The organism is Psychroflexus salis (genome assembly GCF_014640175.1).
In the GTDB taxonomy this organism is placed as follows: Bacteria; Bacteroidota; Bacteroidia; order Flavobacteriales; family Flavobacteriaceae; genus Psychroflexus; species Psychroflexus salis.
The window spans coordinates 193050-208358 of the sequence record NZ_BMGL01000001.1 but is presented as its reverse complement, the minus strand read 5'-3'; the positions used below and the strand labels follow the sequence as shown (position 1 = coordinate 208358).

Genomic DNA, 15309 nt, shown 5'->3' with positions numbered 1-15309 from the left:
GTTTTATTCAGATAGCCTAAACACGTAGGTTATGTAGCCTATTTGTCTGGATGGAGCATTTAGGTCTTTATTAAATTTCGTGTTTCTTGCCGCTCTTTCGGCTGGTTCTAGTAAACATCTACTGGTATTGGTTGTTCCTTTAACACCAGCCTTTGCTCTAACAACTTCACCATTTTGGTTGACTTCAATTTCAACGACAACTTCACCTGTTTCGTTGCAATCTTGTACATATTTTGTTTTAGCAAGTGCTTTTCTACCTCCCAAGCGATAATTTCCATCGCCATCAATTCCTGTTCCCGTTCCGTAATAAGATTTTGCATTAGGATCGCCATCGGGATCGCCTTTGTCGCCTGCTTTGTCGTCGTCACCTTCTCCTTCGGCATCGGCTCCATCTTGTTCGTTACCATTAAGCATACTATCCATCGCATCGGTAACGTCTTTGTTGGGTTGTGGGTCGGGTTCCTTTTCTGGAACTTCTTCTACAGGTTCTTCTTCGGGGATTTCTTCTACTTCTTCTTGTTGCTCTTTCTCTGGAGTTTCTTCAACAGGTTTTTCTTTTTCTATTTGCGTTTCTTCTTTATCTTCAATAACAGGAGCATCTTCAATATCTTGGGTTGCTACATCGTCTTCCAATTCAGAAGTTGAAGTTGTGGTTTCTTGTGGAGTAGGTTCAGGTATATTTTGTTGTGGGGTTGTTTTAACGGGTTCGGTAGGTTGTACATCTCCCGATCCATAATCTGTAGTTCCAAAATTTACTGCAATTCCGCTTTCTGGTGGAGGATTTAGATATTTTAAACCAACTAAAAACAAAAATATAAAGATCAACACGTACAAAATGCTGGTGATGATAAAAGATTTTTTTTGATGTTTGGTTTCTAAAAATGGCATTTTAGTTTGGTTTTACCGCTAAAATTACTTTAAAGCGATTTTTATTGGCAATATCCATTACATTTACTGCACTTTCAATTGGCACAGTTTCGGCTGCTCTTAAGATAATGGTTGGTTCTTCAATTCCTTTTAGTTTGGCCTTTAAAACCGATTCTAGTTGGTTTTTATTTATCTTTTCGTCGTTTACATAAAAATCTAAAGCTTCAGTTATACTTACTGAAAGATTTTGTTGATTCGTCGATTTCCCTTTGGCCTTAGGTAAAATTAAATCTAAAGCTTCAGGTGTAATAACTGGAGAAGTAAGCATGAAAAAAACCAGTAATAGAAACACAATGTCTGTCATAGAAGACATGCTAAATTCTGGGCTTACTTTATTTCTTCCGCGTAAATTCATCTTAGGTAGGTTCGTTTAATAAATCTAGGAAATCTACAGCGGTAGTTTCCATTTGGTGAACTACTTTGTCGGTTTTTACAACTAAATGGTTATAACCCATATAAGCAATAATACCGACCACTAAACCACAAACTGTAGTGGTCATAGCTGTATAAATTCCTTCGGCAAGTAATCCCATTTCGGCTTGACCGCTACTAGTTGCTAATTCATGAAAAGCTAAAACCATACCAATAACAGTACCTAAAAAACCAATCATAGGGGCAGCACCAGCAATGGTAGCCAAAATAGCCACATTTTTTTCGAGTTTATAAACTTCTAAGCGACCTGCATTTTCTATGGCAGTATTGATGTCTTCTAGCGGACTGCCAATTCTAGATATTCCTTTAGCCGTAAGTCTGGCTACAGGAGAATTTTCTTGAGCACATCGTACTTTAGCCGACTCAATATTTCCGCCAGTTACTGCATCGCGAATTTGCGCCATGAAATTTTTATCGGTTTTTGAAGCAGCTCGGACAGCAAAAAGACGTTCAAAGTAAATGTACATGGCTGCAAATAAAAGCACACACAAAATGCTAATTACAATAGCACCACCTGTTCCACTTTTAAAAAGCAAATCGAATAATACAATTTTTTCTTCGGTTACTTCTTCAGCTGTATTGGCAACATCTTGAAATATATATGTTAACATAGTTGTATTGAGTTATAACGTAATTTAAACGCTAAAGTAATTAATAAATTTTGTGAAGCTTTCATTAAGTGTAGAAAAACTTTTCAATGAGTATAAAAACAGCAGCTCCAGCAAGAAAGCCAACTAAAGCAAGCCAGGTTATTTTTTTTAAATACCAAACAAAGTCAATTTTTTCCATTCCCATAGCTGCAACTCCAGCTGCCGAACCAATAACCAATAAACTCCCGCCAGTTCCAGCAGAATATGCAATAAAGTGCCAAACGGGATGGTCAACTTCGTAAGTGTACATTCCCATTGATGCTGCAACCATAGGCACATTATCTATGAGTGCTGATAAAGCACCAAGCAGTAGTACAACAATATCCATATTGGGTATGGTTTGAGAGATCGATTCTGCCGCATAGCGTAAAGCGCCAACTTCAGTACCATTAATGTTACCCCAAACCACACTTTCTAGCACACCTACAGCTAATAAAATTCCTAAGAAAAAAAGAATACTAGAAAATTCTATTTTTGAAAGTGCTTTATGTGTTGAATAGACATGTTTTTGTGTTCTTGGTAAATCTTTTTCTGGCTTTACATATTCTGAAACTAACCAGACTACACCTAAGCTAAACATCATTCCCAAGTAAGGTGGTAAGCCTGTAATTGCTTTAAAAATCGGCACAAAAGCAATAGCACCCAAGCCTGTCCATAGCATTTTTTTACTACTTAAAATACGTTGTGCTTCTTCGTCTGCAATTAATTCTTTTCGAATTGCTTTTCCACGAAATGGTTTTAAATATCCAGCAATTAAAAAGGGAACCACAAAACATATTAGAGATGGAACAATTAAATATTCAGATAACTTTAGGGCGGTTACTTTTCCGCCAATCCATAGCATGGTTGTTGTTACATCTCCTATAGGCGACCAAGCTCCACCTGCGTTAGCTGCAATAATAATCATAGCAGCATACCAAACTCTATATTGGTGTTTTGCTAAAATTTTTCTAAGCAATGTAATAAGTATAATAGTAGCTGTTAAGTTATCTATAATTGCAGAAAGTATAAAAGCTAAAATACCTAATATCCAAAGTAAACGTTGTTTAGATTTGGGTTTAATAACTTTTTTAATAATAGAAAAACCTCGATGCAAATCGATAATTTCAACAATAGTCATTGCTCCGATTAAGAAAAAAAGAATTTCACCAATTTTACTAAAATGATGCATAAGATTCTTTTTAAAACCATAGGCTTGTTCTTCATTAAAACCATCAGAAAGGCTAAATACTTCGCCTTGGTAATTAATGATATCAAACCATGAAAAATTAAAGCCTATAGACAATAAAGCCCACATTAATGTTCCCATTAGCAAAGCCGGCACTGCCTTATCTAATTTAAGAGGATGCTCTAGAGTAATTGCTAAATAACCAATTACAAAAATAACGAGTAGGAGTGCGGTCATGCTCATGTTATAAAAGTTGTTTTAGTGAAATTTCAAAAGCAGTTGCGCTTAAGTTTTGTTTATCGTTGCTGTGGTCAAATACATTTTGCAATGCATTTTTTATGGTAATAGAAGTATCGTTAAAAATGGCTTCATCCGTCATTTGTACTTTGCGTTCCATAAAATAAGCAAATACGCGAGCCATGCCGCAATTGCTTATAAAATCTGGTATTAAGCTAACTCGTTCATCTGTATATTCCATGATTGGGCCAAAAAATATTTCCTTATCAGCAAAGGGAACATTTGCCCCAGAAGAGATTACTTCTAAACTGCTATCTAGCATCTGGTCAACTTGCGATTTTGTAATTAATCGAGAAGCGGCACAGGGAGCAAATATTTCTGCTTCTAGTTTCCAAATTTGTTCATTTACATCATCAAAGCTTAGCATGTTTTCTGCTTTCAGTTTATTTCCATCTTTATTGAGATAAAGTTCTCTTATGTCTTCAAACGAAAAACCATCCTGATTAATTAATCCGCCAACACTATCAATAATACCAACAATTTTAACTCCCATTTTAGCTAGGTAAAAGGCTGCTGCCGAACCTACATTGCCAAAGCCTTGAACAATGGCTCTTTTTTGGGTAAGGTCTCCACCATAAATTGAGTAATAATGCTTTATCGATTCGGCTACACCAAAACCGGTAATCATGTCGGCTACGGTATATTTCTTGTACACATCTGGCGAATATGTTGAGTTTTCTAAAACTTTAATTACCCCGTTTCGCAATTGCCCGATTCGGTTAATTTTATCGGCTTCAGAAGGTTGAAAGTGTCCATTAAAAACACCTTCTTGTGGATGCCATACTCCACATTCTTCTGTTATAGGAATTACTTCATGAATTTCATCTACATTTAAGTCACCGCCGGTGCCGTAATAACTTTTTAAAAGTGGAGAAACGGCTTTATACCAACGTTCTAAAACTCCTTTTTTTCTGGGGTCGTTTGGGTCGAAGTTTATACCCGATTTTGCTCCACCAATGGCTGGGCCAGAAATTGTAAATTTTACTTCCATAGTTTTGGCTAACGAAAGCACTTCATTCATGTCTAAACCTTTGCGCATTCGGGTTCCGCCACCAGCTGCACCACCACGAAGTGAGTTAATTACTACCCAGCCTTCTGCTTCGGTTTCGCTATCATTCCAATTAAAGATAATCTCTGGAGTTTTATTTTCGTAGGTATTGAGTAAATCTTTCATGTAAAAATTTTCTTAATAATGCAGACAAATATAAGTAATGAAAGAAGTTTATTTAAGCTTTCTGCTAAAAAGAAAATAGTATTTTTTAAAATACTAAGTATTTAATTTCAGTGAGTTAAACTGGTAAATGAATAATTCCTGAAGAATGGTTTTTTGAAGCTCCTGTTACGCTAGCCAAAACATTTGGCTGATTTAGCTTACGTAATACACCTAAAAATGCGAAAATTAAAGCTTCTTTGTAGTTAATAATCTTGTTATCTGGTAAGATTATTTTAGCCAAAGTTTGCGATTGAAGCAGTCGAATTAAATGTGAATTGAACGCTCCGCCGCCTGTTACTAAAACCTTTTGGTTTGGTTTTAGGTTTTTTGCTATTTGGTAGGCAGCATGATGCGTAAGTGTTGCAATTATTACTTCTGGAGATAGTTTATAGGTTTCAATTATCGGTAAAAATTCATCTTCAACCCATTCTTTTCCTAAAGATTTTGGACTTTTTTCTGCATAATAGGTTCGCCTATTTAAATCTTCTAATAAAGCATCATCGTGTTTATTGGCTTTTGCAATTGCACCATCTTCATCAAAATTAACGCCTAATTTTTCAGCAAAATAATTCAGTACTATATTAACAGGACAAATATCGTAAGCAATGCGTTGCTTGTTTTCTTCGAAAGAAATATTAGCAAAACCACCCAAATTAACACAAGAGTCATATTCACCAAAAAGCAAACGATCTCCAATGGGTACTAATGGAGCACCTTGACCACCAAGTTGCACATCTTGCACTCTAAAATCGCATATTACTGGTAGATTTAATTTGTTAGTAATTTGCTGTAAATTTCCAATTTGAAGTGTAATTCCATTTTTAGGCTGATGCAAAATGGTATGTCCATGTGAAGCTACAAAGTCTAAATTAATAATGTTTTTTTTAGCTATAAAATGCGCTATAGCTTCACTTAAAAAAAGACTGTATTCTTCATTTAATCGGGCTAAGTTATTTGAAGTTAGCCGGTGAGCCTGATTTAATTTTTCTTTCCATTTAATTGAATAGGGTATGGTTTGAGCTTCTACAATTTCAAACTGCCAATTGTTTGTATTAGAAAATTTCACCCAACAAAAATCTATTCCATCTAGCGAAGTTCCAGACATTACACCAAGCACTGAGAAAGTTTTTATTGATTTCATGATATTTTATACCTATTCACTATATCGATTGAATAATTCGTAAAAATAGCTAAAAATCACTGAAAATTAAGCAGTTTAAAGTATATTTGTGCTTTAAAATTAAGGATTAAGAAATTAGATATGGATTTTAAATTAACTGAAGAACACGAAATGATTCGCCAAGCGGCTCGTGATTTTGCGAAAAATGAACTTTTACCTGGTGTAATTGAACGTGATAATAAGCAAGAATTTCCTAAGGAGCAAATTAAGCAGTTAGGAGAGCTTGGTTTTATGGGAATGATGGCTAGTCCTGAATATGGTGGTGGTGGTATGGATACGGTTGCTTACGTAATCGCCATGGAAGAGCTTTCTAAAGTTGATGCATCTGCTTCTGTTGTAGTATCGGTAAACAATTCTTTGGTTTGTTGGGGTTTAGATACTTACGGATCGAAAGAACAAAAAGAAAAATATTTAACTAAATTAACTTCAGGAGAATCCATAGGAGCTTTTTGTTTAAGTGAACCCGAAGCTGGAAGTGATGCAACTTCGCAAAAAACTACTGCCATAGATCAAGGCGATCATTATATTTTAAATGGAACCAAAAACTGGATTACGAACGGAAATTCTGCCGACTATTACCTGATAATTGCTCAAACCGATCGTGAAAAAAAACACCGCGGAATTAATGCTTTTATTGTCGAAAAAGGCTGGGAAGGTTTCGAAATTGGCCCCAAGGAAGATAAAATGGGAATCCGAGGGAGTGACACCCATTCGTTGATTTTTAACGATGTTAAAGTGCCTAAAGAAAACAGAATAGGAGAAGATGGTTTTGGTTTTAAATTTGCCATGAAAACACTTTCTGGTGGGAGAATTGGTATTGCAGCTCAAGCTTTAGGAATTGCAGCTGGTGCCTACGAATTAGCACTAGAATATGCCAAAACTAGAAAAGCCTTTGGAACCGAAATTAAAAACCACCAAGCTATTGCTTTTAAATTAGCCGATATGCATACCAGTATTGAAGCAGCTAGACATTTAGTTATGAAGGCAGCTGTAGATAAAGATAATGGCGACAATTACGATTTATCTGGTGCCATGGCTAAATTGTATGCTTCGCAAGTTGCTATGGATGTGACTACTGAAGCTGTACAAGTTCACGGTGGGAATGGTTATGTAAAAGAATACCATGTTGAGCGTTTAATGCGTGACGCAAAAATTACACAGATTTACGAAGGAACTTCAGAAATTCAAAAGATTGTAATTTCTAGAACAATATTAGAAGACTAAAATTTATTAAATTAGATTACATGATATTAAAAATCCCGCTGATTAAAGCGGGATTTTTTAGTTTATTCTACTAATTGCTTTACTAAAATTATCTGCTTTTTTGCAAACCAATTTTCACAGATTGCACATCGCCACCTAATGGGGGATTAATTTTAGCTACTTCTACTCTTAAATGTTGAACGCTTACAAGTTCATTTAAAATACGATTGGCAATGCGTTCGGCAACATGTTCTAGTAATTTGGAAGGAATATTCATTTCTTCTATTACAATTTTGTTAAGGTGTACATAATCTACAGTGTCTTTTAAATCGTCGCTTTGAGCAGAAATACTCAAGTCGGCTTCCACTTTTAAATCTACCCGATAATCACTACCAATTTTAGTTTCTTGTGGCAAACAACCGTGGTAGGAATAACAGCGAATATTTTCTAATACAATATAATCTAATTTCATTTTTTCTTAATTTATAGGGATTAAACACGAATTTTAAAATGCTCTTTTTCTTGTTCTTTTCTGAAGAAAATCATGCCCCAAAAAAAAGTATCTATGCTTACTCGTACTTGTGGGTTTTGTTTTATTTCTTTCCAAGCATCTTGCATGCCTTTGCTCCAGTGAATATCGTCTAAAATTACAATGGAATCGTTATGGGTATGCGGCAGCAATTTACTAAAATAAGTAAGTGTTGCTTCCTTTTGATGATTCCCATCGATGAAAATTAAATCGAATTTGGTGTGAATTGAAAGATTCTCTAAATAGCTTTCGAAAGCTTCATTACTAAACTGAATATTTTTTAATTTTAAGCTTTCGGCAGCAGATTTTGCAAATTGTGAAGTAGTGGAGCAAGCTTCAACCGTAGTTAATTCTAGTTGGTTGTTTAAACCTAAAGCAATACTGCCTAAACCTAGAGATGTTCCTAGTTCTAAGGCTTTTTTAATGTGAAGATATTTCGAAATTCGGTATAATAATTTTGCACGTTTGTAGGTGATACCTGCATTTTTTGCAACTGCTGAAACTTTTCTTTGTGTGTTTTTAAAAACACGCGAACCAGCACCTGCATCATACATATTAAAAGTTTTTTTTGACTTAAAATACGTTTGTTGAACTGCTTTCCACTTATGGTAAATAGGGTAGTGCGACTTGTCGTAAAAACATTTTGTAATTAATTGGTAAACAAATGGCGAATGAATGCCATGTTGATTTTTAGAAGTCAACAAAAACCAGATGTATGCTTTTATTTGAAACCACATAGTTACGTTGGGCGCATATAAATAAGTGACAACTTAAAATACACGAATTTTTTTTAAGGTTTTACATTTTCAAAAATACATAAAAGTCTCGTCCTGCCTAACTGCGTTTTTTGGATGGCAGGTTTTTGTTTTGCGCTGTTGCAAGTATTACTTTTCGCTATGCTGTTAAGTCTTGACTTTTCTTTTCAGTTCGCTTATTCGTTCTCCTTTCGGAAATATTTTTCTTTTTCTTTGAGAAATATTCTTTTAAGGCTAATTCTTCTTTTTTTGTTAATGAGCCTTGTCCACCTATAATATCTGTTTCATTTCTATTCTTTTTCATAATTCCAAGTTTTTAAAATATCTATTTATTAGTTTGATTGCTGATTTAGTTTCTATTATCATTATTCGGCCACCAAAATGAAACGCTACAAGTGTTTTTTCGTAATGTTCAATTAAATCAGTTTTTGACAAAAAGGACACATTTCCGTCGTGCCCACGCTGAAAGGAAAGTCGGCACGCAAAAGCTATCAAATTCCCAGTAACCCCTGCATACATTTTTACTTTACCACGATTAAAAGGTGCATTCTCTACCAAATGCATATAAACGTGTTCTCGTTTAATTTCAACACACATTAATCCTTTTATTACATTTGGATTTCCAACAATCGTTAATTTATAAACTTCTGATTCAGGTTTTTTATGTTCAATTTTCCTATTGAAAAGCCAACCATTCTTTTTCATTATAGCTCTTAAATCACTTTTTGATGCTAGCGTAACTACCATTTAAAAACTGTCGCCAGTAACAACATTTTCAATCGAATTTGTTAGTTTTTTAACTAAGAAATCAAGTTCGTTACTTTCTTTTTTTCCACTTTTTTAATTTACGAAAATTTGTCCTTCAAAACAATCGTTTAATGATAGAACTGATTTTTTTTTCGTGTCATTGGCAACTACTTATACAAGATATTTACTTTTAAATTAATCTTCTAATTGAGCTGAAAGTTCGAACCAACGCTCGGTTTTCTTTTCGATTTGATGTTCCGTTTCTTCTAGTTGAATTGAATTTTTTTTAATTTCTTCGGCATCTAAATCTTTTAAAAAGCTTTGTTGTAAGTTTTCTTTTTTCTTCTCTAATTCAACTATTTCTCGTTCTAATTTTTTAAATTCTTTCTGCTCGTTGTAACTTAAAGCATTCGATTTAGAAGAAGTTGTTTTTTCAATTACCTTAGCTTCAGTTGGCTTGGTAATTTCCTTTTTTTCTTTTGGCGCTGCATCTAATTCTGCTTTGTATTCTCGGTAATCTGAATAATTACCTGGGAAGTCTGCAATTCCAGTTTCACCTTCGCCAAACACAAATAAATGATCTACAATTTTATCCATGAAATAACGGTCGTGAGAAACTACAATTAAACAGCCTGGGAAGTCTAACAAAAAGTTTTCTAGCACATTTAAAGTTACAATGTCTAAATCGTTGGTTGGTTCATCGAGAATTAAAAAGTTAGGGTTTTGTATTAAAACGGTACATAAATAGAGTCGTTTACGTTCGCCACCACTTAGTTTTTCAACAAAATCGTATTGTTTTTTTCGGTCGAATAAAAAGCGTTCGAGCAATTGTTGTGCAGAAATTTTTCTTCCTTTTTGAAGCGGAATGTATTCGCCAAATTCGCGAATTACATCGATTACTTTTTGTCCTTCTTTAGCTTTAATTCCACCTTGTGTATAATACCCAAATTTTATGGTTTCGCCATGCACAACTTTACCAGAATCGGGTACTAAGTTACCGGTAAGTATATGTAAAAAAGTAGATTTACCTGTTCCGTTTTTGCCAATTATACCAATGCGTTCGGCACGTTTAAAGTTGTACGAAAATTGATCGAAGAGTTGTTTATTATCGAAAGATTTTCCAATTTGATGCAACTCTACCACCTTAGTTCCCATGCGCTCCATGTTAATTTCCAGTTCAACTTCATGGCTATTTCGGCGTTTGTGGGCTCGTTCTTTAATTTCGTCGAAACCGCTAACTCTAGATTTCGATTTGGTAGTTCGTGCCTTTGGTTGGCGTCGCATCCAAGTCAATTCTTTTTTATAAAGTTGCTTGGCTTTTCCTGTTTCTACAGCTTCGGTTTCTAAACGTTGTTCGCGTTTTTCTAGGTAGTACGAATAGTTTCCTTTGTAATTGTAAATTATACCTTCGTCTAATTCAATAATATGGTTGCAAACACGCTCTAAAAAGTACCGATCGTGTGTTACCATAAATAAAGTAAGGTTTTCTGAAGCGAAAAAAGCTTCCAACCACTCAATCATTTCTAAATCTAAGTGGTTGGTAGGTTCATCTAAAATTAACAGGTCGGGTTTGCCTAAGATTAAGTTAGCAAGTGCTAAGCGTTTTTTTTGACCACCCGACAAATCGCCTACTTTTTTGTTGAGGTCTGATAGTTTTAATTTGAATAGTATTTGTTGGTATTGGGTTTCAAAATCCCAAGCTTGTAGAGCATCCATTTGTTCGAATGCTGCTTGATAAGCTTCCGTGTCTTCAGGATTTTGTAGTGCTTTTTCGTAATTATTAATAACTTGTAAGACTTCGTTATCTGAAGCAAAAATGGTTTCTTCTACGGTTAAATTAGATGCTAAATCGGGTTCTTGATCTAGAAAACCTACTTTTAAAGATTTACGGTAATTTACTTCGCCTGCATCGGCAGTTTCTTTTCCAGCTAAAATTTTTAGTAAGGTGGTTTTACCAGAACCATTTTTAGCTACAAAACCTACTTTTTGGCCTTGGTTAATTCCAAAAGAAACACCTTCAAATAATTGAAGCATTCCATAGGATTTGGCAACATTTTCAACAGAAACGTAATTCAAAGTTTATATTTTTTGCGAAAGTAGGGAAGTTTCGCGTAGGAATGAAATTTAAAGCTTGTGCCTATTAATTAATTGCATCGCCACGTAATTTTCTGAAAGCCTTTTGCGCATCTACAAAATAAATGCTGTCGGGATGTTCAAAAATAATTTTTTCGTATTGTGTTTTGGCTTTTTCTGGGAGTGCCAATTGGTTTTCATATAATTTACTAAGCGCAAACAAAGCATCATCAGCTAAAATATCGAAAGGAAAATTTTCAATAATTTGCTCGTAGGCATCAGCTGCAGCTTGAAAATTTCCTAGTTTGCTTAATAAATTTGCTTTTCTGTAAAGCGCTTCATCTTCGATGGGTTCACCTTTAAATTCATTTAAAATTTCATTTAGTAATACAATAGCATTTTCGCTTTCTTCTTGAAAAGTCAACAAATCTGCTTTAGCTATTTTTTGTAATGCAGTTTGAATGGAATCTTGGTACGAATTGTCTTTTATATTTCTAGCTAAAGCCATGGCATCGTTAGCAATTAGCTGCGAAGTTGCGTTTTTAAGTACGTCTAGTTGCGTAACTGCCCATTCAAAATCACCTTTAAAATAGCTTGTTTTTGCGACTTTAAATTTTGCTTCTTGTGCTAAATTGGTGTTTTTAACCAATTTTTCTACTTGAGAATAATACACCAAAGCTTGATTAAATTGTTCTTCTAGTACAAAAATATCAGCTAATAACATCTTGGCATTGGCTTGGGTAAAAGTATTGATGGCTTGCTCAGAAAGTTGATTAATAAGCTGTTTTGCTTCTTCTTTCTCTTGCAATCTAAAAGCTAAAAATTCAGCATAAACCAATTGCAATTCGGCTGTATTCGGAGTATATCCATACGTGTCTAAATACTTTTCAAAATCAGCTTTTATGTTTAGATTTTCTGTGGGTTTAGCAAAAGCAACTTTTTGTTTCATAAGCAATTGCACTGCACGAAGTTGGTTGCGTCGGTCTTTTGCTTCTTCTATAACATAATTTAAAATTAGTTGCGATGTTTCTGTGTTTTGACTTGCATTTCCAGCTTCATCGGCTAATTCAATAAGGCGTTGAAAATTTTGACTTTGGCTGCGTTTGTAAATTGCTTTTTCTTGCGCAAATGCTTTGCTAAAGTCTCCTTGCTGCATAAAAAGCCAGCTTAGTAGTTGATTGTATAATACATTGGGTTCTTTTTGAAGCTCTTTTAGCAGTAATTTTCTGAAGACTGTATTGGCTTCATTTTGTGCATTTTCGGTAATGTATTCGTTAAAGTTTCTACTCACCACATTAAAATAGTTAGGACTTTCTAAGATTAAGTAAATGTAATTTTGAAACATTTGCTCCAATTTACCTTGTTCACCATAAATTCGAGCCAATTGAACTTTGTAATTTATTCTTGGTTGCAGTTCGTTTGCTTTTTCATAAACCACAATAGCTTGGTCCAGTAAATTGTAATCTTGAAAAGTTCTTCCTACGGCATAGGCATAATTTGGATTATCATAAATAGAAGCAATTGCTTTTTGATACGATTTTTGTGCCAATTCATTTTTTTCTTGCAACTCGTAAATCCGACCAAGTTCGATGTCTATATTTGGGTAGTTATTGGTTGTGTTTAAATAATTCAAAAAAACTTCTTCCGCTTTTTCTAATTCTTCTAATTCCTTTAATGCTTCAGTATAAGCTAGTAAATATTTTTGGGAGCGGGGTTGCTTTTCGTACAGGTTTTTAAAAATGCTTTTCGCTTTTTCATATTCACCTTGGTCCAAGTAATTTTCACCCAAACTAAAGGATTGCCCAAAAGTTATGGAAGTAATTAAAAAAAAGATAAAAAGAAATTTATTCATCCAGCTAAAATACAAATTATACCAATTTGTAAGTATAATATCGTAAACTATTAATCAGGGTATAATGCCGCTGTAGATTTTAGGGAGTATTTATGCGACACCTAAAAATAACAATTGGTTTTAAGTATTGGCAATCAATTTAATTTAAACCGACTTTATAGATATTTTTAAAAAGTATGCTAAGCTTTACTACATACTTTAAATTCAAGTGTTAAAAATGTATCTTTGCAGCTTCAAAATTAAGCGCTATGCAATTATCGGAACAAGAACAAGTTCGCCGTAACAAATTAAACGAATTAAGAAATTTAGGAATTAATCCCTATCCAGCAGATTTATTTCCTGTAAAACATACAAGTAAGCAGTTAAAAGCTGAATTTGAAGAAGGTAAAAAAGTAATTATAGCAGGACGAATAATGTCTAGAAGAATTCAGGGAAAAGCTTCTTTTGCTGAAGTTCAAGATGCAGCTGGAAGAATTCAGGTCTATTTTAATCGCGATGAAATTTGTACAGGAGAAGACAAAACTTTGTACAATGATGTATACAAAAAATTACTTGATATTGGTGATTTTATTGGTGTTGAAGGTGAATTATTTACAACTCAAGTAGGCGAAAAAACCGTTTTAGTGAAAAATTTTAAGTTACTTAGTAAGTCTTTGAAGCCTTTGCCTTTACCAAAAAAAGATAGAGAAGGAAACGAATACGACGGTTTTACTGATGCAGAAATGCGTTATCGCCAACGTTATGCAGATTTAGCCGTAAACCCGCATGTGAAAGAAATATTTGTAAAAAGGAACAAGCTTTTTACCGCTATGCGGAATTTTTTCAATGAACAAGGATACATGGAGGTAGAAACTCCCGTATTGCAGTCCATTCCTGGTGGTGCAGCTGCTCGTCCGTTTGTAACACACCACAATGCTTTAGATATTCCGCTGTATTTGCGCATTGCTAACGAATTGTATTTAAAACGATTAATTGTTGGTGGTTTTGATGGTGTATACGAGTTTTCTAAAAACTTTAGGAATGAAGGCATGGATCGCACCCATAATCCTGAATTTACAGCTATGGAAATTTACGTAGCTTATAAGGATTACAATTGGATGATGGAGTTTACTGAACAGCTGCTTGAACACTGTGCCATGCAGGTAAACGGAACAACTAAAACAACTTTTAAAGAACACGATGTAGATTTTAAAGCGCCTTACAAGCGTATTAGCATGACGGAAGCCATTAAAGAATTTACTGGTTTTGATATTACGGGAAAAACCGAAGACGAATTGCGAAAAGCAGCTTTAGAAATGGATATTGAAGTAAATGATACCATGGGAAAAGGCAAACTCATCGACGAGATTTTTGGCGAAAAATGCGAAGGGAATTTTATACAACCCACATTTATTACTGATTATCCTAAGGAAATGAGTCCGCTATGTAAAGAACATCGCGACAATCCTGAACTGACAGAACGTTTTGAACTAATGGTTTGTGGTAAAGAAATAGCCAATGCGTACTCAGAATTAAACGACCCTATCGATCAGCGCGAACGATTTGAAGAACAACTGAAATTGGCTAAAAAAGGAGACGACGAAGCTACGGAATTCATAGATTATGATTTTTTACGTGCTTTGGAATACGGAATGCCACCAACTTCTGGTTTAGGTATTGGCATGGATCGATTAATTATGTTTTTAACCAATAATCCTGCTATTCAAGAAGTCTTGTTTTTCCCACAAATGCGACCAGAAAAGAAGAAAGTAGAGCTTAATGAAGAAGAAAAAATAATAGTTGAAATTCTAAAAAAAGCATCTCATCAAGAATTAAATGTGGTGAAAGAAGCTTCTGGTTTAAGTAACAAAAAATGGGACAAAGCTACCAAAGGTTTGCGCAGTAAGGATGTTGCTAAAGTAGAGAAAACCGAAGAAGGTTTGTTTATTCAACTTTTATAATTAGTGCATAAAAACACCCATCTCTAGTCTTCTTTTAAGGGAAGAAGTTATAATGTTAGTTTTGTCAGGTTGCCTGTGCTGCTAATTTATTTTAGGAGAAAATAAATTAGGATTGTATCTAGAGCCATTTTTGCTCCGACCCTAAAGGGTGAATGGCTACAATTTTGATACTTTTTAGCACCCTTAAGTGCTGGGGCAATAAAAAAGAAATTGAAAGAAAAATCAAAAAAATGTAAATTCCCATTGAATTAAATTTTCAAAATTTTCGGATGCTCAAATTGATAAGAGTCTCTACACAGTTTTATTTCGTTCTTTATTAAACTTTTCCTTTGATGGAAATGTC

14 protein-coding genes are annotated in these 15309 nt (G+C 34.4%); 2 read left to right on the top strand and 12 right to left on the bottom strand.

Annotated features, from left to right (window positions below; translation table 11 throughout):
• Positions 1 to 3: 3 nt before the first annotated feature.
• The 6 genes from IEV63_RS00870 to IEV63_RS00845 all read right to left on the bottom strand — a co-directional run bounded on the left by IEV63_RS00870 (position 4) and on the right by IEV63_RS00845 (position 5828).
• Positions 4 to 888 carry an energy transducer TonB gene (locus IEV63_RS00870; RefSeq protein WP_188404863.1) on the bottom strand — a complete coding sequence of 295 codons (885 nt, stop codon included), beginning with the start codon at positions 886 to 888 and terminating at the stop codon, positions 4 to 6.
• A gap of 1 nt (position 889) precedes the next feature.
• Positions 890 to 1282, bottom strand: coding sequence for an ExbD/TolR family protein (locus IEV63_RS00865; protein WP_188404862.1), 393 nt, complete (start codon positions 1280 to 1282; stop codon positions 890 to 892).
• 1 nt (position 1283) lies between these two features.
• On the bottom strand, positions 1284 to 1970 hold the full coding sequence (locus IEV63_RS00860) for a MotA/TolQ/ExbB proton channel family protein (protein WP_188404861.1): 687 nt from the start codon (positions 1968 to 1970) through the stop codon (positions 1284 to 1286).
• 64 nt (positions 1971 to 2034) lie between these two features.
• A complete protein-coding gene (gene nhaD, locus IEV63_RS00855) occupies positions 2035 to 3414 on the bottom strand; it encodes a sodium:proton antiporter NhaD (protein WP_188404929.1) in 1380 nt (459 codons plus the stop codon).
• 7 nt (positions 3415 to 3421) lie between these two features.
• On the bottom strand, positions 3422 to 4648 hold the full coding sequence (locus IEV63_RS00850) for a Glu/Leu/Phe/Val dehydrogenase dimerization domain-containing protein (protein ID WP_188404860.1): 1227 nt from the start codon (positions 4646 to 4648) through the stop codon (positions 3422 to 3424).
• 115 nt (positions 4649 to 4763) lie between these two features.
• Positions 4764 to 5828, bottom strand: a complete 1065-nt coding sequence (locus tag IEV63_RS00845; protein WP_188404859.1) for an anhydro-N-acetylmuramic acid kinase — start codon at positions 5826 to 5828, stop codon at positions 4764 to 4766.
• A 120-nt stretch (positions 5829 to 5948) separates the two neighbouring features.
• Between IEV63_RS00845 and IEV63_RS00840 the strand changes: the two genes are divergently transcribed.
• Positions 5949 to 7091 (top strand): acyl-CoA dehydrogenase family protein, encoded by a 1143-nt coding sequence (locus IEV63_RS00840; RefSeq protein WP_188404858.1) that lies wholly within the window; start codon positions 5949 to 5951, stop codon positions 7089 to 7091.
• A gap of 88 nt (positions 7092 to 7179) precedes the next feature.
• Here the strand turns inward: IEV63_RS00840 and folB are convergent, their stop codons facing one another.
• The 6 genes from folB to IEV63_RS00810 all read right to left on the bottom strand — a co-directional run bounded on the left by folB (position 7180) and on the right by IEV63_RS00810 (position 13026).
• The gene (folB, locus tag IEV63_RS00835; protein WP_188404857.1) at positions 7180 to 7542 is read right to left on the bottom strand and encodes a dihydroneopterin aldolase; all 363 of its coding nucleotides are present in this window, start codon (positions 7540 to 7542) and stop codon (positions 7180 to 7182) included.
• Positions 7543 to 7562: 20 nt separating this feature from the next.
• Entirely contained in the window at positions 7563 to 8336 is a 774-nt protein-coding gene (locus IEV63_RS00830; protein ID WP_188404856.1) for an O-methyltransferase, read from the bottom strand.
• Positions 8337 to 8493: 157 nt separating this feature from the next.
• Positions 8494 to 8658 carry a hypothetical protein gene (locus IEV63_RS00825; RefSeq protein WP_188404855.1) on the bottom strand — a complete coding sequence of 55 codons (165 nt, stop codon included), beginning with the start codon at positions 8656 to 8658 and terminating at the stop codon, positions 8494 to 8496.
• Positions 8655 to 9059 (bottom strand): hypothetical protein, encoded by a 405-nt coding sequence (locus IEV63_RS00820; RefSeq protein WP_229737140.1) that lies wholly within the window; start codon positions 9057 to 9059, stop codon positions 8655 to 8657. The genes IEV63_RS00825 and IEV63_RS00820 overlap by 4 nt, the downstream gene beginning before the upstream one ends.
• Positions 9060 to 9296: 237 nt before the next feature.
• Positions 9297 to 11177, bottom strand: coding sequence for an ABC-F family ATP-binding cassette domain-containing protein (locus tag IEV63_RS00815; protein ID WP_188404854.1), 1881 nt, complete (start codon positions 11175 to 11177; stop codon positions 9297 to 9299).
• A gap of 64 nt (positions 11178 to 11241) precedes the next feature.
• Positions 11242 to 13026, bottom strand: a complete 1785-nt coding sequence (locus IEV63_RS00810) for a tetratricopeptide repeat protein (protein ID WP_188404853.1) — start codon at positions 13024 to 13026, stop codon at positions 11242 to 11244.
• Between the two features lie 248 nt (positions 13027 to 13274).
• On the opposite strand from IEV63_RS00810, the gene lysS reads away from it, so the two are divergent.
• The gene (lysS, locus tag IEV63_RS00805) at positions 13275 to 14966 is read left to right on the top strand and encodes a lysine--tRNA ligase (RefSeq protein WP_188404852.1); all 1692 of its coding nucleotides are present in this window, start codon (positions 13275 to 13277) and stop codon (positions 14964 to 14966) included.
• The last annotated feature ends 343 nt before the right edge of the window (positions 14967 to 15309 follow it).